Origin of the sequence: Aeromonas sp. Y289-2 (genome assembly GCF_027705925.1) — a bacterium.
In the GTDB taxonomy this organism is placed as follows: Bacteria; Pseudomonadota; Gammaproteobacteria; order Enterobacterales; family Aeromonadaceae; genus Aeromonas; species Aeromonas veronii.
This window is the reverse complement of sequence record NZ_JAPDCH010000012.1, coordinates 48,238-71,998: the sequence shown is the minus strand read 5'-3', so window position 1 is coordinate 71,998 and position 23,761 is coordinate 48,238. Positions and strand designations below refer to the sequence as shown.

20 protein-coding genes are annotated in these 23,761 nt (G+C 60.9%); 14 read left to right on the top strand and 6 right to left on the bottom strand.

The features are described 5' to 3' along the window. The first annotated feature begins 44 nt into the window (after positions 1 to 44). The 9 genes from OKC43_RS16655 to tldD all read left to right on the top strand — a co-directional run bounded on the left by OKC43_RS16655 (position 45) and on the right by tldD (position 11,333). Positions 45 to 1,085, top strand: coding sequence for a rod shape-determining protein (locus tag OKC43_RS16655; protein WP_005340051.1), 1,041 nt, complete (start codon positions 45 to 47; stop codon positions 1,083 to 1,085). Between the two features lie 42 nt (positions 1,086 to 1,127). Next, complete coding sequence (gene mreC / locus OKC43_RS16650) at positions 1,128 to 2,018, top strand: rod shape-determining protein MreC (protein WP_005340053.1); 891 nt, start codon at positions 1,128 to 1,130, stop codon at positions 2,016 to 2,018. Continuing rightward, positions 2,018 to 2,503 (top strand): rod shape-determining protein MreD, encoded by a 486-nt coding sequence (gene mreD, locus OKC43_RS16645; RefSeq protein ID WP_005340054.1) that lies wholly within the window; start codon positions 2,018 to 2,020, stop codon positions 2,501 to 2,503. The genes mreC and mreD overlap by 1 nt, the downstream gene beginning before the upstream one ends. A gap of 2 nt (positions 2,504 to 2,505) precedes the next feature. Continuing rightward, entirely contained in the window at positions 2,506 to 3,093 is a 588-nt protein-coding gene (locus OKC43_RS16640; RefSeq protein ID WP_005340055.1) for a Maf family protein, read from the top strand. A gap of 95 nt (positions 3,094 to 3,188) precedes the next feature. Beyond that, complete coding sequence (rng, locus tag OKC43_RS16635; protein WP_005340056.1) at positions 3,189 to 4,658, top strand: ribonuclease G; 1,470 nt, start codon at positions 3,189 to 3,191, stop codon at positions 4,656 to 4,658. Beyond that, a complete protein-coding gene (locus OKC43_RS16630; RefSeq protein ID WP_270659931.1) occupies positions 4,659 to 8,552 on the top strand; it encodes a YhdP family protein in 3,894 nt (1,297 codons plus the stop codon). It abuts the gene before it with no gap. Between the two features lie 34 nt (positions 8,553 to 8,586). Next, positions 8,587 to 8,907: a Dabb family protein gene (locus OKC43_RS16625; RefSeq protein ID WP_236272301.1), complete on the top strand. Its 321-nt coding sequence runs from the start codon at positions 8,587 to 8,589 to the stop codon at positions 8,905 to 8,907. A 25-nt stretch (positions 8,908 to 8,932) separates the two neighbouring features. After that, the gene (locus OKC43_RS16620; RefSeq protein WP_236272302.1) at positions 8,933 to 9,751 is read left to right on the top strand and encodes a carbon-nitrogen hydrolase family protein; all 819 of its coding nucleotides are present in this window, start codon (positions 8,933 to 8,935) and stop codon (positions 9,749 to 9,751) included. 133 nt (positions 9,752 to 9,884) lie between these two features. After that, a complete protein-coding gene (tldD, locus tag OKC43_RS16615) occupies positions 9,885 to 11,333 on the top strand; it encodes a metalloprotease TldD (RefSeq protein ID WP_026035085.1) in 1,449 nt (482 codons plus the stop codon). 132 nt (positions 11,334 to 11,465) lie between these two features. Here tldD and OKC43_RS16610 read toward each other — a convergent pair whose 3' ends face one another. From OKC43_RS16610 to OKC43_RS16600, 3 genes are all read right to left on the bottom strand, one after another. Continuing rightward, on the bottom strand, positions 11,466 to 11,669 hold the full coding sequence (locus tag OKC43_RS16610; protein WP_005340062.1) for a hypothetical protein: 204 nt from the start codon (positions 11,667 to 11,669) through the stop codon (positions 11,466 to 11,468). A 159-nt stretch (positions 11,670 to 11,828) separates the two neighbouring features. Further along, positions 11,829 to 12,551, bottom strand: a complete 723-nt coding sequence (locus tag OKC43_RS16605; RefSeq protein WP_204420549.1) for a MarC family NAAT transporter — start codon at positions 12,549 to 12,551, stop codon at positions 11,829 to 11,831. Between the two features lie 138 nt (positions 12,552 to 12,689). Then, complete coding sequence (locus OKC43_RS16600) at positions 12,690 to 14,009, bottom strand: MFS transporter (RefSeq protein ID WP_236272303.1); 1,320 nt, start codon at positions 14,007 to 14,009, stop codon at positions 12,690 to 12,692. Between the two features lie 166 nt (positions 14,010 to 14,175). Here OKC43_RS16600 and OKC43_RS16595 point away from each other — a divergent pair, with 166 nt between their 5' ends. Continuing rightward, positions 14,176 to 14,850, top strand: coding sequence for an ATP-binding domain-containing protein (locus OKC43_RS16595; protein WP_042081375.1), 675 nt, complete (start codon positions 14,176 to 14,178; stop codon positions 14,848 to 14,850). Between the two features lie 106 nt (positions 14,851 to 14,956). Continuing rightward, positions 14,957 to 15,676: an acid phosphatase AphA gene (gene aphA, locus OKC43_RS16590; protein ID WP_042081373.1), complete on the top strand. Its 720-nt coding sequence runs from the start codon at positions 14,957 to 14,959 to the stop codon at positions 15,674 to 15,676. 72 nt (positions 15,677 to 15,748) lie between these two features. On the opposite strand, the gene OKC43_RS16585 is transcribed toward aphA, so the two are convergent. Continuing rightward, complete coding sequence (locus OKC43_RS16585; protein WP_005348674.1) at positions 15,749 to 16,015, bottom strand: hypothetical protein; 267 nt, start codon at positions 16,013 to 16,015, stop codon at positions 15,749 to 15,751. A gap of 169 nt (positions 16,016 to 16,184) precedes the next feature. On the opposite strand from OKC43_RS16585, the gene OKC43_RS16580 reads away from it, so the two are divergent. Further along, positions 16,185 to 17,006 (top strand): HDOD domain-containing protein, encoded by an 822-nt coding sequence (locus OKC43_RS16580; protein WP_005357745.1) that lies wholly within the window; start codon positions 16,185 to 16,187, stop codon positions 17,004 to 17,006. 128 nt (positions 17,007 to 17,134) lie between these two features. Further along, the gene (locus OKC43_RS16575) at positions 17,135 to 17,632 is read left to right on the top strand and encodes a GNAT family N-acetyltransferase (RefSeq protein ID WP_042081371.1); all 498 of its coding nucleotides are present in this window, start codon (positions 17,135 to 17,137) and stop codon (positions 17,630 to 17,632) included. Between the two features lie 153 nt (positions 17,633 to 17,785). Here the strand turns inward: OKC43_RS16575 and OKC43_RS16570 are convergent, their stop codons facing one another. Both OKC43_RS16570 and OKC43_RS16565 read right to left on the bottom strand, forming a co-directional pair. Next, a complete protein-coding gene (locus OKC43_RS16570; protein WP_005340085.1) occupies positions 17,786 to 17,962 on the bottom strand; it encodes a hypothetical protein in 177 nt (58 codons plus the stop codon). A 505-nt stretch (positions 17,963 to 18,467) separates the two neighbouring features. Beyond that, complete coding sequence (locus OKC43_RS16565; protein ID WP_021231596.1) at positions 18,468 to 19,745, bottom strand: cation:proton antiporter; 1,278 nt, start codon at positions 19,743 to 19,745, stop codon at positions 18,468 to 18,470. Between the two features lie 216 nt (positions 19,746 to 19,961). Between OKC43_RS16565 and metH the strand changes: the two genes are divergently transcribed. Next, positions 19,962 to 23,657 carry a methionine synthase gene (gene metH / locus OKC43_RS16560; protein ID WP_236272315.1) on the top strand — a complete coding sequence of 1,232 codons (3,696 nt, stop codon included), beginning with the start codon at positions 19,962 to 19,964 and terminating at the stop codon, positions 23,655 to 23,657. The last annotated feature ends 104 nt before the right edge of the window (positions 23,658 to 23,761 follow it).

Sequence of the window (23,761 nt, the reverse complement as noted above, 5' to 3'; positions counted from 1 at the left end):
AGCCGGTTTTCTGCACCTCCAAATTCTTAGGATTTCCCGTAGCCATGTTCAAAAAGCTCAGAGGCGTCTTTTCCAACGATCTGTCGATCGATTTGGGAACTGCCAACACCCTGATCTATGTAAAAGATCAAGGGATCGTCCTTAACGAACCCTCAGTTGTCGCCATTCGCCAAGAGCGCGGGAACGCCAAATCGGTCGCTGCTGTCGGTCATGCCGCCAAGCAGATGCTGGGCCGTACCCCGGGCAACATTTCCGCAATCCGCCCGATGAAAGACGGCGTGATCGCCGATTTCTACGTGACCGAGAAGATGCTGCAGCACTTCATCAAGCAGGTTCACGACAACAACTATTTCCGCCCCAGCCCGCGCGTGCTGGTGTGTGTACCGTGCGGTTCAACCCAGGTTGAGCGTCGCGCCATCAAGGAGTCCGCACTGGGCGCCGGTGCCCGTGAGGTCTACCTGATCGACGAGCCTATGGCTGCTGCCATCGGTGCCGGCCTGCCGGTATCCGAAGCGACCGGCTCCATGGTGGTTGATATCGGTGGTGGTACCACTGAAGTGGCCATCATCTCCCTGAACGGTGTGGTCTACTCCCAGTCCGTCCGTATCGGTGGCGACAAGTTTGACGAAGCGATCATCAGCTACGTCCGTCGCAACTACGGCAGCCTGATCGGTGAAGCGACTGCCGAGCGCATCAAGCACGAGATCGGCTCCGCCTATCCGGGCGAAGAGGTGCGCGAGATTGAAGTCCGTGGTCGCAACCTGGCTGAAGGTGTACCGCGCAGCTTCACTCTCAACTCCAACGAAATTCTGGAAGCGCTGCAAGAGCCGCTGTCCGGTATCGTGGCTGCCGTCATGGTGGCGCTGGAGCAGTCTCCGCCGGAACTGGCTTCCGACATCTCCGAGCGCGGCATGGTGCTGACCGGTGGTGGCGCACTGCTGAAAGATATCGACCGTCTGCTGATGGAAGAGACCGGCATTCCTGTCGTCGTGGCCGAAGATCCCCTCACCTGTGTGGCCCGTGGCGGCGGCAAGGCGCTGGAGCTGATCGATATGCACGGTGGCGATCTGTTCCACTACGAATAAGACCCAAAGCCGGCCAGCGTGCCGGCTCTTTTTTGACGACCCATGAAACCCATTTTTGGTAGAGGCCCTTCGCTTCAGTTACGGTTGTTTCTCGCCGTCATCATCTCCATCGCTGCCATCGTCGCGGATTCCCGCTTCGGTGTGTTTACCCATGTCCGCGTCTACCTCAGTTCGTTAGTCAGTCCCCTGCAGTACATGGCCAATGCGCCCGGTACCCTGCTCGACACCATGTCGACCCAGGTGCAGACCCGCGCCGATCTCATCGAGCAGACCAAGCAGCAGGAGCAACAGCTGTTCACCCTGCGTGCCCGTCTGCTCAAAATGGATCAGCTGGAGCACGAGAACCAGCGGCTGCGTGAGCTGCTGGGTTCGCCGGTGCACAAGGAGTCCCGCAAGATGGTGGCCGAGCTGCTGTCGGTGGATTCCGACCCCTTCAGCCATCAGGTGCTGATCAACAAGGGGGCGCTGGATGGCGTCTACAACGGTCAGGCGGTGATCAACGATCAGGGGGTGATTGGTCAGGTGCTCCACGTGGGCTCCACCACCAGTCGCGTGCTGCTGATCACCGACTCCAGCCACGGTATTCCGGTGCGGGTGCTGCGCAACGACTTGCGCGCCATTGCTTCCGGCAGTGGCGAGCTCGACAAGCTTGAGCTGCGCAACCTGCCGCGCAACACCGATATTCAGGTGGGTGACCTGCTGGTCACCTCGGGTCTGGGTGGCCGCTTCCCGGAAGGTTATCCGGTGGCGACTGTGACCCGCTCCGAGTATGTGGAGGGCAAGCCCTTCGCCCAGGTCGAGGCCAAGCCGCTGGTGGAGCTGGACAGACTGCGCTATCTGCTGCTGCTGTGGACCGACAAGAAGCCTGAAGTACATGATGAGGATGGCGAACGGGCGGCTCCCGCTGCGTCCGCCGCAGGAGCCACCCGCTAATGCTAGAACCCGCCAGCGGCAGGATCTGGATCTGGATCTCGATCCTGCTGGCCTTGAGCCTGTCGATCCTGCCGCTTCCTTTCGAATTTGACCCCTTCCGCCCGGACTGGCTGGCCATGGTGCTCATCTACTGGGCACTGGCCTTGCCGCACCGGACCAACGTCGGTACCGCCTGGGTGGCCGGTCTGCTGCTGGATGTGCTGCTTGGCAGCACCCTCGGCGTGCGGGCGATGGCGATGGCCATCACCACCTATCTGGCGGCCTTCCAGTTCCAGAAGATCCGCAACTTCTCCCTCTGGCAGCAGGCGCTGATCATCGGTGGCCTCTCGCTGGTGGGTAAAATGACGGTATTCTGGGCCGAGCATCTGTTCAGCCAGGCCAGTCTCAACTTCTCCTACTTTTGGTCGACGTTGACGACGATGCTAATATGGCCCTGGGTGTTTCTGGTACTGCGCAAGGTGCGGCGCCGCTTCAATATCAGGTAAATATGAACAAAAACAACGAACCACAACTCTATCTCGCCTCGGCTTCTCCCCGTCGCCGTGAACTGCTGACCCAGATTGGCTACCGCTTCGAGGTGCTGAAACTGGATGTGCCCGAGCAGCGGGAAGAGGGTGAAAAGGCGCAGGATTACGTCTGCCGCCTCGCCCGTGATAAGGCGATGGCGGGCGTGGCGTGTGCGCCGACGGCGTTGCCGGTGCTGGGTGCCGACACCATAGTGGTGCTGGGCGACCGGGTGCTGGAGAAACCGTCCGATCTGCTGGATGCCAAAGATATGCTGGAGTCCCTCTCCGGCAAGGTGCATCAAGTGATGACGGCGGTGGCGCTGGCCAGCAAGGATCGTTGTGACGTGCGTCTGGTCACCACCAACGTGGCGTTTCGCAAGCTGGACGAGGCCGAGATCGAGGCCTACTGGCAGACCGGTGAGCCCTGTGACAAGGCCGGGGCTTATGGCATTCAGGGTATTGCCGGCAAGTTTGTCAGCCGCATCGAAGGGAGCTATAGCGCCGTGGTCGGCCTGCCCCTGCTGGAGACAGACCTGCTGATCAAGCATCATCTGGAACAGCTCAAATAATTTCCCGTCAGCTGTGCTCTGCTGCGTTTCTCCCTTGCGCGCGTTGTACCGGATTGGCTCTATAGAATTCAAAACTGGAACAGGCAAGGTTACTTATGTCGGTAGAACTGCTGGTTAACGTTACCCCCTCCGAAACCCGGGTCGCTCTGGTCGAAAACGGTCTGCTGCAGGAAGTGCATGTAGAGCGTCAGGCCAAGCGCGGCATTGTCGGCAATATCTACAAAGGCAAGATCAGTCGGGTGCTGCCCGGCATGCAGGCAGCCTTCGTCGATATCGGCATGGACAAGGCAGCCTTTTTGCACGCCTCTGATATCGTCCCTCACACCGAGTGTGTGGCGGTGAAGGAGAAGGAGCAGTTCCAGGTCGGTAACATCGCCGAGCTGGTGCGTCAGGGGCAGGACATCATGGTGCAGGTGGTGAAAGATCCGCTGGGTACCAAGGGTGCCCGTCTCACTACCGATATCACCCTGCCATCCCGCTATCTGGTCTTTATGCCGGGCAGTGCCCACGTCGGCGTCTCCCAGCGTATCGAGTCCGAAGCAGAGCGGGAGCGCCTCAAGCGTACCGTAGCTGGCTATGTGGACGAGCTGGGTGGCTACATCATTCGCACCGCCGCCGAAGGGGTGGGGGAGCAGGAGCTGGAGCAGGATGCTGCCTTCCTGAAGCGGCTGTGGCGCAAGATCCTCGAGCGCAAACAGAAGTATCCCCCCTGCAAGATCCTCTACGAGGATCCCAGCCTGGCCTTTCGGGTGGTGCGCGACTTTGTCGGTGCCGAGCTCGACAAGATCCGCGTTGACTCGCGCCAGAGCTTCGATCAGCTCAAGCGCTTCACCGAGGAGTACGTGCCTGAGCTGGCCAGCAAGCTGGAGTACTACCCCGGCGAGTCGCCGATCTTCGATCTCTACGACGTGGAGAACGAGATCCAGCGGGCGCTGGAGCGCAAGGTAGAGCTGAAATCCGGCGGCTACCTCATCATCGACCAGACCGAAGCCATGACCACGGTGGATATCAACACCGGCGCCTTCGTCGGCCATCGCAATCTGGAAGAGACCATCTTCAACACCAACGTCGAGGCAACGGCGGCCATCGCCCGTCATCTGCGCCTGCGCAACCTTGGCGGCATCATCATCATCGACTTCATCGACATGCAGTCGGAAGATCATCGCCGTCGGGTGCTTCACAGCCTGGAGCAGGCGTTGTCCAAGGATCGCGCCAAGACCAACGTCAACGGCTTCTCCCAGCTTGGTCTGGTGGAGATGACCCGCAAACGCACCCGCGAGAGTCTGGAGCATGTGCTCTGCTCCGAGTGCCCGGAGTGCAAGGGACGCGGCCGGGTCAAGACGGTGGAGTCGGTCTGCTTCGAGATCCTGCGGGAGATCATCCGGGTCAATCGTGCCTACGATGCGGATCAGTTCACCGTCTATGCGGCCCCGGCCGTGGCCGACTACCTCCATGGCGAGGAGTCCCACAGTCTGGCTGAGCTGGAAGTGTTCATCGGCAAGCAGGTGCGGGTAGTGAGCGAACCCCTCTGTGGTCAGGAGCAGTTCGACGTGGTGATGATGTAATTGGTCTATCGCTGGCTGAGTCGGGGCTGGTTGGCCCTGGGGGTCCTGTTCGTACTGATGGCCATGCTGGTCACCCTGGTACGGGTCGGGGGCCCTTTGCTGAATCAATACCGGGAGAGTCTGATCCACACTCTGCTGGGTGATTCACAACTCAAGGTCAGCGTGGAGCAAGTGGGGCTGGACTGGACACAGTCCGGGCCCGCCCTCGAACTGCAGCAACTCGCCATCGCCCCGGATTCGGGGCGTTTTGCCGTACAGCTCGGCAAAGCCTGGGTGCATCTCGACTTCTGGCGCACCATTAACGAGCTAAAGCCGGTGTTTGGCGAGCTGATCCTGAGCGATGGCGATATCACCATCGACTTGCGCCAACCGGCTGACGACAGCCCCTCCGGCGATCCCCAGCAGGGCGCCCTGCTGCGCTTTCTGCTGACCCAGCTCTCTACCTTCGATGTGCACAACACCCGCCTCAGCGTCACCACCTCCCTCGGTGATCTGCGTGCCCTCGACATCGCCCAACTGCGCTGGCAAAACCGTGGCAAGCGCCATCAGGGGGTCGGCAAGGCCTACCTCATCAACGGGGTGGGCGAGAGCACCCTCGATCTGATTCTGGATGTGGACGCCCCGACTGCCCGGCTCGATCGCCTCAAGGGTCAGCTCTATCTGGGGGCCCGCCAGCTCGATATCACACCGACCCTGGCCAAAATCCATGCGGGCGAACCCAAGGTTGCCGGTCAGCTCGACTTCCAGCTCTGGAGCGAGTTTGACAGCGGCAAGCTGGGCAATACCCTGCTGGCGTTTGGCAACAACTACCTGATCTGGAAGGATCCCAAGAAAGGGGAGATGCACCGTTTCGGCCTCGATGGTGGCAAGATCCAGCTGCGCCGTGAGGGCACCGACTGGCAACTGGCCAGCCACAACGTCAACTTCAAGCTGGACGGCAAACCCTGGTTGCAGAGCCGCTTGCAGCTGGAGCGGATCGGGGATCGGGTGCAGGGCTATCTGCCCAGCATAGAGTTCGACAAGATCACCCAGATCAGTCAGCTGGTCTCGGCGCTCTACCCCACACTCTGCGAGACCCTGCGCCAGACCAATCCGCAGGGTTCGGTGCAGGATCTGACGCTGCTGGCCAACGCCGACTGGCAGGATCTCTCCCTCAGCGGCCGCTTCAGCAAGGTGCGCCTCAAGGCGTGGCAGGATATACCCGGGATGCAGGATCTCAACGGCGAGTTCTGGCTTACCCCGACCGGCGGCAGCGCCAGATTGGCGCTGGCGAACGACAAGGTGGATCCCGCCCGTCACTTCAAGGTGCCGATCCCGGTCGACAGCTTCTCGGCCCGCCTCGACTGGTGGCGCGAGGAACAGGGCTGGGTGCTCTACGGGCAGGATATCGCGCTGGATAACCCGGATCTGACCCTGGCCAGCCGTTTCCGCCTCGATCTGTTCGAGCACCCCTTCCTCGCCCTGACCGGTCGCATCGATGTGAAGAATGCGGGCCATGCGGATCGCTACTTCCCGCTGCAGGCGATGGACAAGGGGCTGGTGGATTACCTGAGTGGCGCCATCAAGGGGGGCAAGGCCAAGGGGGCCGACCTGCTCTGGTATGGGGAGTTTCGGGATTTCCCCTACGACAACGGCAAGGGCATCTTCCAGGTGGCGGTGCCGCTGGAGCAGGCCACCTACGAGTTCTTCCCCGGTTGGCAACCGCTCACCGACTTGCAGATCGATCTGTTGTTCCAGAATGCCGGCCTCGATATGCGCAGCCGTTCCACCAAACTCGGCAAGGCGAGCTCCGACTCGGTGCATGCCTGGATCCCGGATCTCTCCCCCGGTGCCCATCTCTATGTGGATGCCAAGGTGCAGGGGGAAGGCAAGGCCATCAGCGACTACCTGCAGGACTCCCCGCTGGGCAGTTCGGTAGGTCAGGCGCTGCGGGAGATCGAGATCCGCGGCCCGATGGCCGGTTCGGTCAAGCTCGATATTCCTCTCGATGGCGAGAGCGAGGTCAAGGCGAGTGGCGATGCCACCTTCAGCAACAACAAGGTGCGGGTCGCCAGTCTGGATCTGCCGCTGGAGAAGGTGCAGGGGCGCCTTGAATATGACAACGAACAGACCCGCTTCAGCAACCTCAAAGCGAGTTTGTGGAACCAGCCGCTGACCCTCGATTATCAGGGGCGCCAGCATCCGGATCACTATCAGGTCGACCTCGATTTCAAGGGGCAGTGGGATAGCCGCCGCCAGCCCGCCGCCATCTCTTCATACGGCATTCTCAACGGCCGCAGCAACTGGGGCGGCAAGCTCGGGTTGACCTTGCCCGAGAGCAAGCCGTTCAGCTTCCAGCTGGCGCTCGACTCCAATCTGCAGGGGATGGGACTGGATCTGCCGCTGCCGCTGGCCAAGAGCAGTGCCAGCCGGCTGCCGCTCAAGGTGATCGCCCGTGGCCGGGATGGCAGCGCCGACATTCGCGCCGTACTGGGGGCTGATGTGGATATGCAGACCCGACTGGTCTACGGCGAAGGGGTGCCTTATCTCAGCCGAGTTCGGGTCGATGTGGGCCAGCCGGGCGCCCGGGTAATGCGCGATGCTCCCATGCTGCTTGCCATCAACCAGCAGGAGGCCGATGTCGGTGGCTGGCTGGCGCGACTCAAGCAGTGGCTGCCAGCGCAGAACCAGACTGGCAATGCGGTGGTTGGCCCCGCCTTCCTGCCGCAGGAGTGGTGGGTGGATGGACAGCTGGCTCGCGCCTATATCGGCAGTGCCACCCTCAAGGCGGCGCGTTTCACCGTGGGGCCGACCAATCAGGCGACCGAAGTGATGATCGACAGCCCCGACGTGATGGGGGTGATCCGCCTGCCCGCAGTGGCCAATCGCCCGGTGGATGCCAAGTTTGCCCGCATCTACTGGTCTGGCAAGAGTTCGGATCTCAGCCCGGATCCCGATGCGCAGCAGGACAACGCCATCATGGCCTCCATCCCCTGGTTGAAGGTGAGCTGTGTCGATTGCCGCTTTGGCGAGCTGCCGCTCGGTGAAGTGAAAGGGGAGCTGGTGCCCGGCGCCAACAAGGTGACCCTCAAGGGGCTGGATGTGCGGCTGGCGGGTAGTCAGCTCACCGGCAGCGTCGACTGGCTGGCTGATGGCAACCGGATGGAGACCCGCGCCCGTGGCAAGCTAACCAGCAATAACAGCGAGCTGCTGCTCAAGCGGCTCGGCTACACCTCGCCCATCGGCGATGCCCCCGGCTCCCTCGCCTTTGATCTGAACTGGCAGGATGTGCCCTATCGTCCGAACCTGCCGACTCTGGGGGGAAGTGCCAACTATCAGCTGGAGGGCGGCACCCTGCGGGAGGTCAACGACAAGGGGGCACGGCTGCTCTCCCTGCTCAGCCTCGATTCCCTGCTGCGCAAGCTGCGGCTCGATTTTCGCGATGTGTTCGACAAGGGCTTCTACTTCGAATCCATGTCCGCCTCTGCCACCATCAAGCAGGGGCAGGTAAGCAACGATGATTTCTATATGAAGGGGGCGGCAGGCAACCTGCGCGGCGAGGGGATCGCCGATCTGGTGGGCTGGCAGCTCGACTACGAGCTGAGCTTCTCCCCCAATCTGGGGGGCACCCTGCCGGTGGTGGCGGCCTTCTCCATCACGCCGGTCACGGGTCTCTATGTGCTGGCCCTCTCCAAACTGCTGGAGCCGGTGGTGGATGTGGTGACCCGCATCGATTTTCGCATCTCGGGCCCGCTAGACGCACCCAAGCTGATCGAGGCGGGGCGAGATCGCGCGCGCATCAAGCTCAACCAGCAGCAGAAAGAGGCGGTTGACGCCGTTGCCCCCGGCCTGCCGACCCAAGAGGTGACCCCTTTCCTGCTGAGCCCCAAACACGCGGGGCCTGCTCAGCGCTGAACGAGCGGCCCGGCACCATCACAAGGAGTGAGCCATGATCCGACATATCCTGCTGATCGCCTTCAAGCCGGACACCCAGCCTGCCCGGATAGATGCGGTGCGTACCGCCTTTCTCGCCATTCCCCATCAGGTCAGCGGCGTGACCGCCGTGGAGTGGGGTCGGGATGACAGCCCGGAGGGGCGGGCCGATGGGTTTACCCACAGCGTACTGATGACCTTCGCCGACGAAGCGGCCCGCCAGCGCTATCTGCCCCATCCTGATCACGATGCCCTCAAGGCCATCTTTCGCCCAGTGCTGGCGCGAATCATTGTACTGGATTACACCCTGCAGGCGGGGGATGCTGTCACCGTCTGATGGCCCAAGCGACAAGGAGAACGTCATGTGGTTAGCCGCAATACAGCTGGTATCTGGCCGTCACTGGCAGGATAACCGGGAGCAGATCGCCGCCGAGCTGGCGGCCTTGCCCAAAGAGCGGCCGCTGCTGGTGCTGCTGCCGGAGAACTTCGCCCTGTTTGGCGAACGACAGGGCTATCTGGATGGTGCCGAGGCCATAGGTGAGGGCCCGATCCAGCAGCAACTGGCTGAATGGGCCCGCGATTACGGCATCTGGCTGGTGGCCGGGGCTATGCCGACAAGAATGCCGACCACCATCGCCGATTCCGACCATATTCACACCAGCTCGCTGGTGTTTGACCCAAGCGGTGAGCTCAGGGGCTACTACCACAAGATCCACCTGTTCGACGTGGATGTGGCGGACAATCACGGTCGCTACCGTGAATCGGAGACCTTCAGCCCGGGGGAGGCGCCTGTGTTGGTGGACTCCCCCTTTGGTCCCCTCGGCCTCTCGATCTGTTATGATCTGCGCTTTCCCGAGCTCTACCGCCAGTTGGCCCGTGCCGGTGCCCGCGTACTGCTGGTGCCTGCCGCCTTTACCGCCGTGACCGGCGAGGCGCACTGGGAGCCGCTGCTGCGGGCCCGCGCCATCGAAAACCAGTGTTACGTAGTCGCTGCCAATCAGGGCGGCACTCACGAGATAGGGCGCCAGACCTGGGGCCACAGCATGGTGATCGACCCCTGGGGTCGGGTGCTGGCGAGCAAAGAGTCCGGGCGCGGCACAGTGCTGGCGAAGATGGAGCCCGGGCTTATCGATGAATTGAAACGCACCATGCCAGTGCTGCAACACGCCCGTTTGCTCTGATGGTGTGGTGAAAAATTGAAACGCAGCCGTTTGCCCGTGCTGGAGCATGCCCGTTTGTTGTGATGGTGTGGCTTGTTGCCAACCCGTCGGCAAGACGATTTAAAACAGCTCGTTACGAGAGTGGAGAAGAAGATTGAGTCTATTGAGCCAGGTTAGTGCCTCCCTGTTGGCCCCGAACGATCTCGACGAAGGGCGCCTGCAGCAGTTGCTCGGCAGCCTGATGAGCCATCAGGTCGAGTTCGGCGATCTCTATTTCCAGCGCAGCTGGCACGAGTCCTGGATGCTGGAAGATGGCATCGTCAAGGATGGCAGCTACAACATCGATCAGGGGGTCGGGGTGCGCGCCGTCAGCGGCGAGAAGACCGGCTTCGCCTACTCGGACGAGCTGAGCCTGCTGGCGCTGCAACAGTCGGTGACTGCCGCTCGCGGCATCGCCGCAGCAGGTGCTCACGGCAAGGTGAAGGCGTGGGCCCGCACCGAAGCGAACCTGCTCTATCCGGCCATGGATCCGCTGCAGACCCTCGACAAGCATCAGAAGATCGCCCTGCTGGAGCAGATGGACAAGTTCGCCAGAAGTCTGGATCCCGCCATCAATCAGGTGATGGCCTCCATCAGCGGCGTCTACGAAGAGGTGCTGGTGGCCGCCACCGACGGCACCCTGGCCGCGGATGTGCGTCCGCTGGTGCGTCTGTCGGTGACCGTGATTGCCGAGAAGGGCGATCGCCGCGAGCGTGGCAGTGCCGGTGGCGGTGGTCGCTTTGGTTACGACTGGTTCCTCGAACTGGACGGGCTGGAGAGCCGCGCCTTTGGCTATGTGCGCGAGGCGGTGCGTCAGGCACTGGTCAATCTGGAAGCCATCGACGCGCCAGCCGGCACCATGCCGGTGGTACTGGGCTCCGGCTGGCCCGGCGTGCTGCTGCACGAGGCGGTGGGCCACGGTCTGGAGGGGGATTTCAACCGCAAGGGATCTTCCGCATTTGCTGGCCGCATCGGCGAGCAGGTGGCCTCCAAGCACTGTACCATCGTCGATGATGGCACCCTGCCGGGTCGGCGCGGCTCCGTCTCCATCGATGACGAGGGGACACCGGGTGGCTACAACGTGCTGATCGAGAACGGCATCCTCAAGGGTTACCTGCAGGACAAGCAGAACGCCCGTCTGATGGGCGTGCCACTCACCGGCAACGGGCGCCGCGAATCCTACGCCGCCATGCCGATGCCGCGCATGACTAACACCTACATGCTGGCGGGCCAGTATGATCCGGCGGAGATCATCGCTTCGGTGAAGAAGGGCATTTATGCCCCCAACTTCGGTGGCGGTCAGGTGGACATCACCTCCGGCAAGTTTGTCTTCTCCGCCTCCGAGGCCTACCTCATCGAGGATGGCAAGATCACCGCTCCCATCAAGGGGGCGACCCTGATCGGCAACGGCCCCGAAGCGATGAGCCAGGTCTCCATGGTGGGTAGCGATCTTGCGCTGGATCGCGGGGTTGGCATCTGCGGCAAGGAGGGGCAGAGCGTGCCGGTCGGTGTCGGCCAACCCACCCTCAAACTGGATCAGCTCACCGTGGGTGGCACTTCGTAGGTTTGGGTTAGCCGCGCAGCGGCGTAACCCGATGAATTCAAACCCTGGCTCTTGCCGGGGTTTTGCTATTCAGGGAACCACAGGCAACAAAAAGCCCCGGTCGTTGGACCGGGGCTGGCGGGTTATTCGGTATCAGTTGACGGATATGGCGCGGGCGTCGATGAAATAGCGAGCGTTACCCTGTTTGTCGATCTGGATTTTGGCTACCAGCTGCTCTTGATCTTTATATTCCCAGCGTTGCTCAATCTTGGCGAGGGATGGGCTCGCAATCCCAACCACGTTCAGGTACTCGTGAAACAGGCTATGGCTCCCTATTTCGGTCAGCATCTTGTCCATCTGCATACTCTCCTGAAGTTGAGTGGGTGTTCATCAACAAACCTATCAGCGTCCATCTGAATACAGTCTGTATGAAAAACAAACTAACTCATTTGTGTGTCAATAACATGATCAGGGACAAGATCAGTGCAGATCGTCAGGGACTTTTTGATACCGTTTTCAATCAGAGCCGGTGGGCTTCTGCGGCAACTGATCAAACGTGCCGGAAGCCTTTGGTAGCGCCGGTGCGGTTTGCACGGTCTGGCCGCCGTGGAAGACCGGATCCTGTGCCACTTCCTTGATGCCATTGATGCAAAACTGCATACCCATGCAGACCAGCAGGAAGCCCATGATGCGGGTCATGGCGTCGATGCCGGTGGCGCCCAGGATCTTGCAGACCGGATCCGCCAGCTTCAATACTCCCCAGCTGATCAGGCTCATCAGGGCAAACGCTGTTACCACACCGACGTAGATGGTGAGGCGGTTGTACTCGTCAGGCAGCTCGGCAATCTGGGCGGCTCCGCTTATTACCAGCGCCATGGTGCCCGGCCCGCACATGCTGGGCATGGTGAGTGGTACGAAGGCAATGCTCTGGTTTATATCGACCCCGCTCTGCTGGCTGGGGGCGGGGAACAGCATGCGAAAGCCGATAAAGCCGATGATGAGGCCACCGGCCAGGCGCAAGCCCGGAATGGAGATCCCGAACAGATCCAGGATCGAGGATCCGATAAAAAAGGTGATGCAGAGGGTGCAGAACAGATAGATGGCGGCCAGATTGACCTGACGGCGCACGTGTTCGCGCGACATCCCCTTGCTCAGTCCCAGCAGCAGGGTGGCCGTGGTGGGCGGGTTGACCATGGGCAGCAGCGCCAGCAAGGTGAGTAATACGACCTGAAAGAACATCTTGAGCCTCGGATAAAGAGTTGGACGTCATGGGGCAACGCGGGTGGCAGGCCCCAGAGGGAGGCTATCTTATGCTGGCGAAACTGAACATAAGCAGTACAAAAAAGCCCCGGCAGATGCCGGGGCTTGTTGTTCGGGTCAGGCCGCCTGCGGTGCTTGCTGCTGCCGGATGGCCCGTTGCTGGAACCAGAGCCAGAGACCGATGGCGAAACCCAGCACCGACAGGCTTACCACATAGTGGGAGGGGGCCAGCATGTCGCTCTTCATCCAGAGGGTCACCGCCATCGGGGTGAGGCCGCCGAAGATGGCGTAGGCCACGTTGTAGGAGAATGACAGGCCCGAGAAGCGCACCACCGGCGGGAAGGCATTGACCATCACGTAAGGCACGGCGCCGACAATCCCGACCGCAAAGCCTGCCAGCATGTAGAGCGGCACCAGCTGGCTCGTACCGGCCGCCAGACCGTGATAGAAGGCGTAGCTGGAGCCCGCCAGCAGCAGGGAGCCGAACATGAAGGTGAGACCGCTGCCCAGCAGGTCGATCAGTCGACCATAGACGATGCAGCCGAGGGTCAGGGCCACGATGGCCAGCGAATTTGCGGTCAGGGCGTCGGCCGGGCTGATGCCATAGACCTTCTGCAGATAGGTGGGGGTCATCAGGATCACCACCACGATCCCTGCGGAGAGCAGCCAGGTGAGCAGCATGGAGACCATCACGCTGCTCTTGTGGTTGCGCAGTACCGACTTGAGGGGGAGCTCATCAGCCAGGGTCTTGTTGGCTTTCATCTCGGCGAAGACCGGGGTCTCGTGCAACCAGCGACGCAGGTACATGGCGACGATGCCGAAGATACCGCCCAGCAGGAAGGGCACTCGCCAGCCCCACTCGCTCACTTCGGCTGGTGTCAGGCTCTTGTTGACCGCAGTGGCGATGAGGGAGCCGAGCAGGATGCCAGCCGTCAATCCCGCCGTGAGCGTGCCGCAGGCGACCCCGACCCGACGGGCAGGGACGTGCTCGGCGACAAACACCCAGGCGCCCGGCACTTCACCGCCGATGGCGGCACCTTGCAGGATCCGCAGTCCCAGCAGAGCGATGGGGGCGCCGATGCCGAGCACTGCATAGGTGGGCAGCAGACCGATCAACAGGGTCGGCAGCGCCATCATGATGATGCTGAGGGTGAACATCCGCTTGCGACCGATGAGATCGCCAAAGTGGGCCATGATGATGCCGCCGAGCGGGCGGGCCAGATAACCGGCGGCGAAGATGCCGAAGGTCTGGAACTGGCGCAGCCACTCGGGAATATCGGCCGGGAAGAACAGCTCGCCGATGACCACGGCGAAAAAGACGAAGATGATGAAGTCGTAAAACTCCAGCGCACCGCCGAGGGCAGCCAGACTCAGGGTTTTGTAATCCTGTCGATTGAGGGGGCGGGCGTGATCGTGTTGTTGTGTGGTCGTGGTCATATCCGTATGTTTCCCATCGGTTTTTTTAGTTATTGTCACCCCGTGCAAGGGGCATATACAGGTGATCGAGAGTATGCTGCCTGCCTCTTGTGTGTAAATCGCGCAATTCGCAACACTGTCTTGCATCTTTTTGGGGCAATCCGAGTGCCCCGCTGGCGGAGGAATGATGGAAAAGAAACGGGTACTGCTCTCCTGGAGCAGCGGCAAGGATTGCGCATGGGCACTGCATCAGTTGCGGCAAGATCCCGCCATCGAGGTGGTGGGGCTGTTTACCACCCTCAATCAGGCATTCGAGCGGGTGGCGATGCACGGGGTGCGCAAGCAGCTGTTGACCGAGCAGGCCGCCTGCGTCGGGCTGCCCCTCACCACCATCGATCTGCCCTGGCCCTGCAGCAACGAGGATTACGCCCGCATCATGACCGGCTTTATCGCCGATGTGGTGGCACAGGGGATCCGCCATATGGCCTTTGGCGACTTATTCCTCGAGGATGTGCGCGCCTACCGTGAAAAGCAGCTGGCAGGCACAGGCATCGAACCACTGTTCCCGCTGTGGGGCAGCAATACCCGTGAACTGGCGCCGCAGATGGTGGCCGCTGGATTGAAGGCGCGGATCAGTGCTCTCGACCCGAACAAGCTGGATGCCAGCCTGGGGGGCCACAACTTTGACGAGGCACTGCTGGCGGCGTTGCCGGCGGGGGTCGATCCGTGCGGCGAGAACGGCGAGTTTCACACCCTGGCCTATGATGGCCCCATGTTCTCCCGCCCGCTTGGCATTCGGGTCGGCGAGACAGTGCTGCGCGATGGCTTTGTCTTTACCGATCTGCTGCCAATCGAAGATTAATTATCGGGCGTCAAATGCTCCCTTTTGCTGGAGCATTCACAGATTTGAGAGGCGGGATGGGGGCACTATTGGCCCCCTCTTTTGATTCAAGATGACAACCTGCCTTATGAAACACGTCTCTCGTCCGGCGCTGCTTGCCTCCTTGCTGGCTGCCGCCCTCTCTCTGCCTGCAGTCGCGGGTCAAGCCGCTACCGTTCAGCCTATCCCTGCCGGTGTCACCACCGTCACCTTGGCCCAGCAGGCGCCGATCCACTGGGTGTCAGTGGAGCAGATTGCCAAGAGTCTGGATGGCCTGCCCCCGATGGCAGTCGGCTTCGACATCGACGATACCCTGCTCTTCTCCAGCCCGGGTTTTTATCGCGGCAAGCAGGAGTTCTCCCCCAACGACGAGAGCTACCTGAAGAACCCTGCCTTCTGGGAGAAGATGAACAATGGCTGGGATGCGTTCAGCATGCCGAAAGAGGTGGGCAAGGCGCTCATCGCCATGCATCTCAAGCGCGGAGACCACATCTATTTCGTCACCGGCCGCTCGGCCACCAAGACCGAAACTGTGAGCCAGACCTTGCAGCAGACCATGAATATTCCGGCCGACCAGCTCAATCCGGTGATCTTCGCCGGTGATCAGCCGGGCCAGAACACCAAGGTGCAGTGGCTCAAGGATAAGCAGATGAAGCTCTTCTACGGCGATGCCGATGGGGATATCAAGGCAGCGCAGGAGGTCGGCATTCGCGGCATTCGTCTGCTGCGGGCCGCCAACTCCAGCTATCGGCCACTGCCGTTGGCAGGGGCGCTGGGGGAAGAGGTGATCATCAACTCCCAGTTCTGATCCGGAGTGGATCCATGCAAAAGGGCGGGGCCATTGGCACCCGCCCTTTTTGCATCCGTCATCCAGCTCGGGTCAGTCGTCTGCCCACGGCATCTCGGGCAGGCTGTCGAGGAACTCGCCGTAACGGGTCAGATTGAAGGGGCCCTGATCGGCCTCCATCGCCATCAGCTCGGCACCGAGGGCGCAGGCGATATATTGCAGCGCCTCTTCTCGCGGGGTGCCCTTCATTACCAGCCGCATCAGGGTCGCCTTCACATGGGGCGGGTGACCGTCGTTGAGCTGGTTCTCCACCATCTCCAGCAGCGCGTCTTCATCAAAAAATTCCTGAGTGTCGTTCATGGGATATCCGCAACAGTGAATGTGGCGGCCAGTATAGCCTGAATGTGACTAACACCTTGAATGACCAGCGAATAAACAATCCGATGGGGAGGCCATTTGTTACCCATAATTAGGAGGAGTTTGCCAAGGCAAACAGGTTGGAACACAGATAACATGGATGGACACGCCTATGCCCACGATAGATTCCCTGCTGGCCGAGCCCAAGCTACTGCCCCAGATCCCGGAAGTAATGCGCGATTTGATCCAGACCTTCAATGAAAAGGATCCGGATCTGCTCAAGATCAGCAAGTTGATCAACAAGGACCCTGTCATCTCCGCCAAGTTGCTGCGTCTGGCCAACTCGGCCAAGTTCGGCAGCAGTCGTCAGATCGGCACCGTCAATGAAGCCGCAGTGCGGCTGGGGTTGGCGATGGTGCGCAACATGGTGCTGGCCTGTGGGCTCACCGAATCGGTCACTGCGGTGCCCGGCATTGACCTCAAACATTTCTGGGGCTGCGTTTTCAACGTGGCCGAGCTGGCCCGTCGTCTGGCGGTGAAGAAGGGGATGAAGGGGGATGAGGTCTTTACCTGCGCCCTGCTCTACGATCTCGGCCGCTTGGTGATGCACGTAGGCCTGCCGGAAAACACCGTCCACCACATTCACGATCTGGAGCTGCACAAGGGGCGGGCCAAGGCGGAAGAGCTGGTGGTCGGCTTCAACTATGCCCAGGTCGGGGCGGCTATGGCACGCTACTGGAAGTTCCCCGAGACCATCAGCAATGCGGTGGAGTATCACTACAACCCCATGCTGGCCAAGGAGTTCTCCGCCGAGGCAGGGTTGATCCATCTGGCGATCGTACTGGCAGCACAATCCGATGTGGGTGAAGAGGCGCCACCCGAGTGGCCCCACAAGGTGGCAGACGCGTTGGGGCTGAGCTGGGCCGATTGCGCCGCCCAGTTCACTGCACTGCGCGAGCAGGGTAATGGCTATGCCGGGTTGCTGGCTGCCTGAGCCCGTTTATCCCATCTCATCAGGGGCCAACATGGCCCCTTTTTCATGGCCGATGGCGCCACAGGCTTGCCAGCCCGGGGGTGACGGGGCACTCTTTGCCCTTCACTTTCCGTTTGAGAGCCCTTGCCATGATTGCCTCCTCCCGCCTGATCCTGCGCGAAATGATCGCCACCGACGCCCCCTTCATCCTTGAGCTGCTCAATGACGGCGACTTTTATCGTTACATCGGTGATCGGGGCATTCGCACCCTGGAGCAGGCGCAGGAGTATATCCAGCAGGGGCCGGCGGTCAGCTATGCCCGCTATGGTCACGGACTCTATCTGGTGGAGCGCAAGGAGGACGGTGTCAGCCTCGGTATCTGCGGTTTGATCAAGCGAGATACCCTGGAGCAGGTCGATATCGGTTATGCCTTCCTGCCGCAATATCGCGGTCAGGGCTACGCCATTGAAGCGGCGCAGGCTGCCCTTGCCGATGGCAAAAGCCGCTTGGGGATCGGGCAGGTAGTTGCCATCGTCACTCCGGGCAACGAGCGATCCATCGGCCTGCTGGCCAAACTGGGGTTGGTGCGCAGTCGACTGGTCAAATTGAGCGAAGATGCCGATGAGTGCCTGCTGCTGGAGCAGTGATCAAGGTCAGAGAGCTGGAAAGCGAATGGCGAGGTGGCTGTCAGGCTGAGTGACAAGCAAGAGGCTGGATCTGGCTAAAGGCGTGAGAGAAGCAAAGAGGCCGCCGTGAGTTGCGGCCTGTCTGCATCGGGCGCTGCCGGAGGGCAGGCAGGATCAGTTGAGGTCTTCGATGGAGAACTCGCCAGCGATACCATCACAGGAGATGGCGAAACCGCCGCTGAAGCGGGTGCTGAACTGGATCAGAAACGCATCATTGTCGTGCTCTTGCACAGGCAGGTTGATGGGTTTGCTACGACGCAGGGGCTTGTGTGTTTGTACTGCTTTCATCATGGTATTTCTCTATATAAATTAGGTGTTTGCTCCTTGTATTGGCAAATGTCAGGTCAATGGGCGCGGTCGATTGGGTGAACGACAAGCGCGCAGGAATACCCAGCCCGGTTAAAGGGCGTCTGCACTTTCAAGGAATATGCTGATGCATAAATCAAATTGGGTGGGCAGATCGGGTCTGCACCGTGAGAGCCGGGCAACGCAGGCAGACAGCCTGACGGTTCTCAAGGCGAGTAAATCAGAAGAAGGTTATGCGGGTACTGACAGGATTCATCGTGAGGTGAAGCATTGCAGGATAAACATAAACAGGCTGATTAACTAGCCGACGCGCATTCTCTCCTCGAAATGAATAAAAAGCAAACAATAATTTGCCGATGTTGAAGTCCGTACGCTTTTCCTCTGTGTAATCAAGACGCTATCAGCAGCAAATATTCGCAGCTATCCGCCATAACAAGAGGGCTCCCGACGGGAGCCCTCTCTCATTCTGCAATCAGCACAGTGGGCCGACTCAGTAGTCGCCACAGGCCTTCTTGGCAGCCGTGATCATCGGGGTGATGGTCATGCCTTGCACCACGATGGAGAACATCACCACCGAGTAGGTCATCACCAGGATGACCTGACGCAGATCGACGCCATGTTCCGGGATCATCATGACGCCGGAGGGGAGTGCCAGTGCCATCGCCATGGCCAGACCACCGCGCAGGCCACCCCAGGTGAGGATCCGTACCGAGAAGGTGTTGTAATTGCGGAATCGGCGGAAAGCCACATAGGGCAGCGACACGCTGATAAAGCGGGCGCCCAGGCAGAGCGGTACCGCAATGACTAGCAGGATCCAGTCACGCCAGGCGAGATCCAGCAGTACCAGCGCCAGACCGATCAGCAGGAACAGCAGGGCGTTGAGGAACTGGTCCATCAACTCCCAGAAGTGATCCAGGTGATGGCTGCTCTGCTCGGAGAAGCCGGAGTGACGGGTCCAGTTGCCGATCATGATGCCGGTGACCACCATGGCCAGTGCGCCGGAGACGCCGATCATGTTGGCAAAGGCAAAACCGGCGGTCGGGATGCAGAGGGTCAGCAGCAGCTCCAATGAACCGTCATCGGTGGCGCTGATCATCACGTGGGCGATGAGGCCCAGCACGGCGCCGAACAGGATGCCGCCGAGGGCTTCGTGCAGGAACAGACCGGCCACGCTACCGAAGGTGGGCTCGACCCCGCCAAAGGCGACGGCAAACACGGTAGCGAAGATGACGAGGCCAACACCGTCGTTGAACAGGGATTCCCCTTCGATCTGGATGGCGATCTGGGGTGGCGCTTTCATCTTCTTGACGATGGCCAGTACGGCAATCGGGTCAGTGGGGGAGATCAGCGCGCCGAACAGCATGCAGTAGACCAGCGGCAACTCCCAGCCCAGCAGCTTGGCGATAAACCAGAAGCCGTAGCCGATGAGGAAGGTGGAGAGCAGGGTGGCAATGATGGCCAGAATGGTGATCTCCCACTTCTGGCTACGCAGCGCCTTGAGGTTGATGCCGAGGCCACCGGCGAACAGCAGGAAGCCCAGAATCCCCTTCAGCAGGAAGTTCTGGAAGTCGATGCTCTCCATGGTCTTGACGGCAAGAGGTTCCAGATTGAACCAACCCAGTTTGCCAAACAGCACCAGTAGTGCGGAGATCAGCATGGAGCCCGCAGTAATGGCGATGGTGGTCTGGATCTTCACAACATACTGGTTGGCAAAGGCGATAAAAATCGCCAACGCTGCCAGAAAACAGAGTGTGTAGTAGACGCTCATAGTTATTTTTTTCTCGTTGGTAGACAGCAAGCACGTATCCCTATGCAGGACGGGCATAGGTTACTCTCGGGCCCTATGTTACTCATTACCCATAAATGAGTATATGGTGGCGCATTTGGACTGATAGACGGCTAGATTTCCATTTTATTTGTTTGCTGTTAGGATGCTGTTTACGCAGTTGCATGGATGTAAGAGGAACACGCGGTGTCGAACGTAATGTCGAGCAGAGAGCCGAGCAAGCAGTCGGACGTAACAAAGAAGCTGGAAGCCTGCCTCAGGGAGCGGATCCTGATCATCGACGGGGCTATGGGCACCATGATCCAGGGCTACAAGCTGGGGGAGGCGGATTATCGGGGTGAGCGGTTTGCTGACTGGCATACCGACATCAAGGGCAACAACGATCTGCTGGTGCTGACGCGTCCGGCGGTGATCCGCGAGATCCACGAGCAGTATTGCGCTGCCGGGGCCGACATTCTCGAGACCAACACCTTCAACGCCACTCGCATCGCCATGGCCGATTACGAGATGGAAGAGTTCTCGGCCGAGATCAACCGTGAAGCCGCCCGTCTGGCCCGCGCCGTGGCCGATGAGTGGACGGCAAAAGATCCCGCCAAGCCGCGTTTCGTGGCAGGGGTGTTGGGCCCCACCAACCGTACCGCCTCCATCTCGCCGGATGTGAACGATCCCGGCAAGCGCAACGTCACCTATGACCAGCTGGTGGCGGCCTACACCGAATCGACCCACGCCCTGATCGAGGGCGGCGCCGATATCATCCTGATCGAGACCATCTTCGACACCCTCAACGCCAAGGCCGCCGCCTTCGCGGTGGAAGGGGTGTTCGAGGAGCTGGGCTACAGCCTGCCGGTGATGATCTCCGGCACCATTACCGACGCCTCCGGTCGTACCCTCTCCGGCCAGACCACCGAAGCCTTCTACCACTCGCTGCGCCACGTCAAACCGGTATCGTTCGGCCTCAACTGTGCGTTGGGGCCGGACGAGCTTCGCCAGTATGTGGAGGAGCTGTCGCGCATCAGCGAATCCTGCGTCAGCGCCCACCCCAACGCCGGTCTGCCCAATGCGTTCGGTGAGTACGACCTCGATGCGGGTGAGATGGCAGAGCATATCCGCGAGTGGGCCCAGAGCGGCTTCCTCAACCTGGTCGGCGGTTGCTGCGGTACCACCCCGACCCATATCCGCGCCATGGCGGACGCCGTGGCGGGCATCAAGCCGCGCGTGCTGCCCGAGCTGCCGGTGGCCTGCCGCCTGTCGGGTCTTGAGCCGCTGATCATTACCCCTGAATCCATGTTCGTGAACGTGGGGGAGCGCACCAACGTTACCGGTTCGGCCAAGTTCAAGCGGCTGATCAAGGAGGGGCTGTACGACGAGGCGCTCGATGTTGCCAAGCAGCAGGTGGAGAACGGCGCCCAGATCATCGACATCAACATGGATGAGGGGATGCTGGACGCCGAAGCGGCCATGGTGCGCTTCCTGAATCTTATCGCCGGTGAGCCCGATATCGCCCGGGTGCCTGTGATGATCGACTCCTCCAAGTGGGAGGTGCTGGAGGCGGGCCTCAAGTGCGTGCAGGGCAAGCCGGTGGTCAACTCCATCTCCATGAAAGAGGGGGAGGAGAAGTTTATCCAGCAGGCCAGATTGCTGCGTCGCTACGGCGCCGCCGTCATCGTGATGGCGTTCGATGAAGCGGGTCAGGCCGATACCCGCGCCCGCAAGTTCGAGATCTGCCAGCGTGCCTACCGGATCCTGGTGGATCAGGTCGGTTTCCCGCCGGAAGACATCATCTTCGACCCCAATATCTTCGCGGTAGCGACCGGCATCGACGAGCACAACAACTACGCGGTGGACTTCATCGAGGCGGTGAAGGACATCAAGACGCATCTGCCTCACGCCATGATCTCCGGCGGCGTCTCCAACGTCTCGTTTTCGTTTCGCGGCAACGAGCCGGTGCGCGAAGCCATTCACGCCGTCTTCCTCTACCACGCCATCAGGAACGGTATGGACATGGGGATCGTCAACGCCGGCCAGCTCGCCATCTATGAAGACATTCCGGCGGAGCTGAAAGAGAAGGTCGAGGCGGTGGTGCTCAACCTCAATGACAACGCCACCGAAGAGCTGCTGGCCATCGCTGAGAAGTATCGCGGTGCCGGTGCCCAGGCTGAGGATCCGCGGGATCAGGAGTGGCGCAGCTGGCCGGTGGGCAAGCGGCTGGAGCACGCACTGGTCAAGGGGATCACCGACTTTATCGAAGAGGATACCGAAGAGGCACGCGCTGGTGCCGAGAAGCCGCTGCACGTCATCGAAGGGCCGTTGATGGATGGCATGAACGTGGTCGGCGACCTGTTCGGCGCGGGCAAGATGTTCCTGCCGCAGGTGGTGAAATCAGCGCGGGTGATGAAGCGGGCGGTGGCCTATCTGCAGCCCTATATCGAGGCGGAAAAATCGGGCGGCTCCAGCAATGGCAAAATCGTGCTGGCGACCGTGAAGGGGGACGTGCACGACATCGGCAAGAACATCGTCGGGGTGGTGCTGCAGTGCAACAACTTCGAGATTGTCGACCTCGGGGTCATGGTCTCCTGCGAGACCATTCTCAAGACTGCGCGGGAGGTCGGCGCCGATATCATCGGGCTGTCGGGTCTCATCACCCCGTCGCTGGACGAGATGGTGCACGTGGCCAAAGAGATGGAGCGTCAGGGCTTCAAGCTGCCGCTGCTGATCGGCGGTGCCACCACCTCCAAGGCCCACACTGCGGTGAAGATCGAGCAGAACTACTCGGAGCCCGTGGTCTATGTCTCCAACGCCTCCCGCGCGGTGGGGGTGGCCCAGAGCCTGCTTAGTCCGGATCTGAAGGAGGCGTTTGTCGCCCGCATCGACAAGGAGTACGAGATCGCCCGGGATCAGCATGCCCGCAAGCAGCCGCGCTCCCGCCCGGTCAGTCTGGCCCACGCCCGCGCCAACCGGCATCAGCTGGATTGGGTTGGCTACCAGCCACCCAAGCCCCGCGAGCTCGGGGTGCAGAAGTTCGAAGATGTGGCCATTTCGGTACTGCGTCCCTACATCGACTGGACGCCGTTCTTCCTCAGCTGGGAGCTGGCGGGCAAGTATCCGCGCATCCTCGAGGACGAGATCATCGGCGAGGAAGCGACCAAGCTGTTTGCCGACGCCAACGCCATGCTGGATCAGCTGGAAAAGGATCAGAGCGTGCGCTGCGCCGGGGTGGTCGGCCTGTTCCCGGCCAACGCGGTAGGGGATAGCATCGAGGTCTACAGCGACGAGTCCCGCACCGAGGTCATCAAGGTGTTGCACCACCTGCGCCAGCAGAGCGAGAAGCAGGGCTTCCCCAACTACTGTCTGGCGGACTATGTGGCACCGAAAGAGAGCGGCAAACCCGACTGGATCGGCGCCTTCGCGGTGACCGGCGGTATCGGTGAGGAGGCCATCGCCAAGGCCTACAAGGCGCAGCACGATGACTACAACGCCATCCTTATTCAGGCGGTGTGCGACCGTCTGGCCGAAGCCTTTGCCGAGTATCTACACGAGCAGGTGCGAAAGCGGCACTGGGGTTATGCTCCCGACGAGGCCCTCAGCAACGAGGAGCTGATCCGCGAAAACTATCAGGGCATCCGTCCGGCCCCCGGTTATCCGGCCTGCCCGGAGCACACCGAGAAGGGGAGCATCTGGGAGCTGCTGAAGGTGGAGCAGGCTATCGGCATGCAGCTCACCGAATCCTACGCCATGTGGCCGGGTGCTGCGGTGTCGGGCTGGTACTTCTCCCACCCCGAGAGCAAATACTTCGCGGTGGCGCAGATCCAGCAAGATCAGGTGGAAGATTACGCCGTTCGCAAGGGGATGACGCTGGCAGAGGCCGAACGCTGGTTGGGGCCAAACCTGAACTGACTCCCGCGTGACACCGGTTGATCTTTAACGAGAAACGGCGGCATCCTTGCACGGGTTGAACAACCTGCGCAGAGCCGCCGTTTAACCTGTTGGTCATAGTGACA

Coding starts and splice junctions, on each gene's coding strand:
- OKC43_RS16655 (WP_005340051.1), top strand. CDS start 45: ATGTTCAAAAAGCTCAGAGGCGTCTTTTCCAACGATCTGTCGATCGAT.
- mreC (WP_005340053.1), top strand. CDS start 1,128: ATGAAACCCATTTTTGGTAGAGGCCCTTCGCTTCAGTTACGGTTGTTT.
- mreD (WP_005340054.1), top strand. CDS start 2,018: ATGCTAGAACCCGCCAGCGGCAGGATCTGGATCTGGATCTCGATCCTG.
- OKC43_RS16640 (WP_005340055.1), top strand. CDS start 2,506: ATGAACAAAAACAACGAACCACAACTCTATCTCGCCTCGGCTTCTCCC.
- rng (WP_005340056.1), top strand. CDS start 3,189: ATGTCGGTAGAACTGCTGGTTAACGTTACCCCCTCCGAAACCCGGGTC.
- OKC43_RS16625 (WP_236272301.1), top strand. CDS start 8,587: ATGATCCGACATATCCTGCTGATCGCCTTCAAGCCGGACACCCAGCCT.
- OKC43_RS16620 (WP_236272302.1), top strand. CDS start 8,933: ATGTGGTTAGCCGCAATACAGCTGGTATCTGGCCGTCACTGGCAGGAT.
- OKC43_RS16610 (WP_005340062.1), bottom strand. CDS start 11,669: ATGGACAAGATGCTGACCGAAATAGGGAGCCATAGCCTGTTTCACGAG.
- OKC43_RS16605 (WP_204420549.1), bottom strand. CDS start 12,551: ATGTTCTTTCAGGTCGTATTACTCACCTTGCTGGCGCTGCTGCCCATG.
- OKC43_RS16600 (WP_236272303.1), bottom strand. CDS start 14,009: ATGACCACGACCACACAACAACACGATCACGCCCGCCCCCTCAATCGA.
- OKC43_RS16595 (WP_042081375.1), top strand. CDS start 14,176: ATGGAAAAGAAACGGGTACTGCTCTCCTGGAGCAGCGGCAAGGATTGC.
- aphA (WP_042081373.1), top strand. CDS start 14,957: ATGAAACACGTCTCTCGTCCGGCGCTGCTTGCCTCCTTGCTGGCTGCC.
- OKC43_RS16585 (WP_005348674.1), bottom strand. CDS start 16,015: ATGAACGACACTCAGGAATTTTTTGATGAAGACGCGCTGCTGGAGATG.
- OKC43_RS16580 (WP_005357745.1), top strand. CDS start 16,185: ATGCCCACGATAGATTCCCTGCTGGCCGAGCCCAAGCTACTGCCCCAG.
- OKC43_RS16575 (WP_042081371.1), top strand. CDS start 17,135: ATGATTGCCTCCTCCCGCCTGATCCTGCGCGAAATGATCGCCACCGAC.
- OKC43_RS16570 (WP_005340085.1), bottom strand. CDS start 17,962: ATGATGAAAGCAGTACAAACACACAAGCCCCTGCGTCGTAGCAAACCC.
- OKC43_RS16565 (WP_021231596.1), bottom strand. CDS start 19,745: ATGAGCGTCTACTACACACTCTGTTTTCTGGCAGCGTTGGCGATTTTT.
- metH (WP_236272315.1), top strand. CDS start 19,962: ATGTCGAGCAGAGAGCCGAGCAAGCAGTCGGACGTAACAAAGAAGCTG.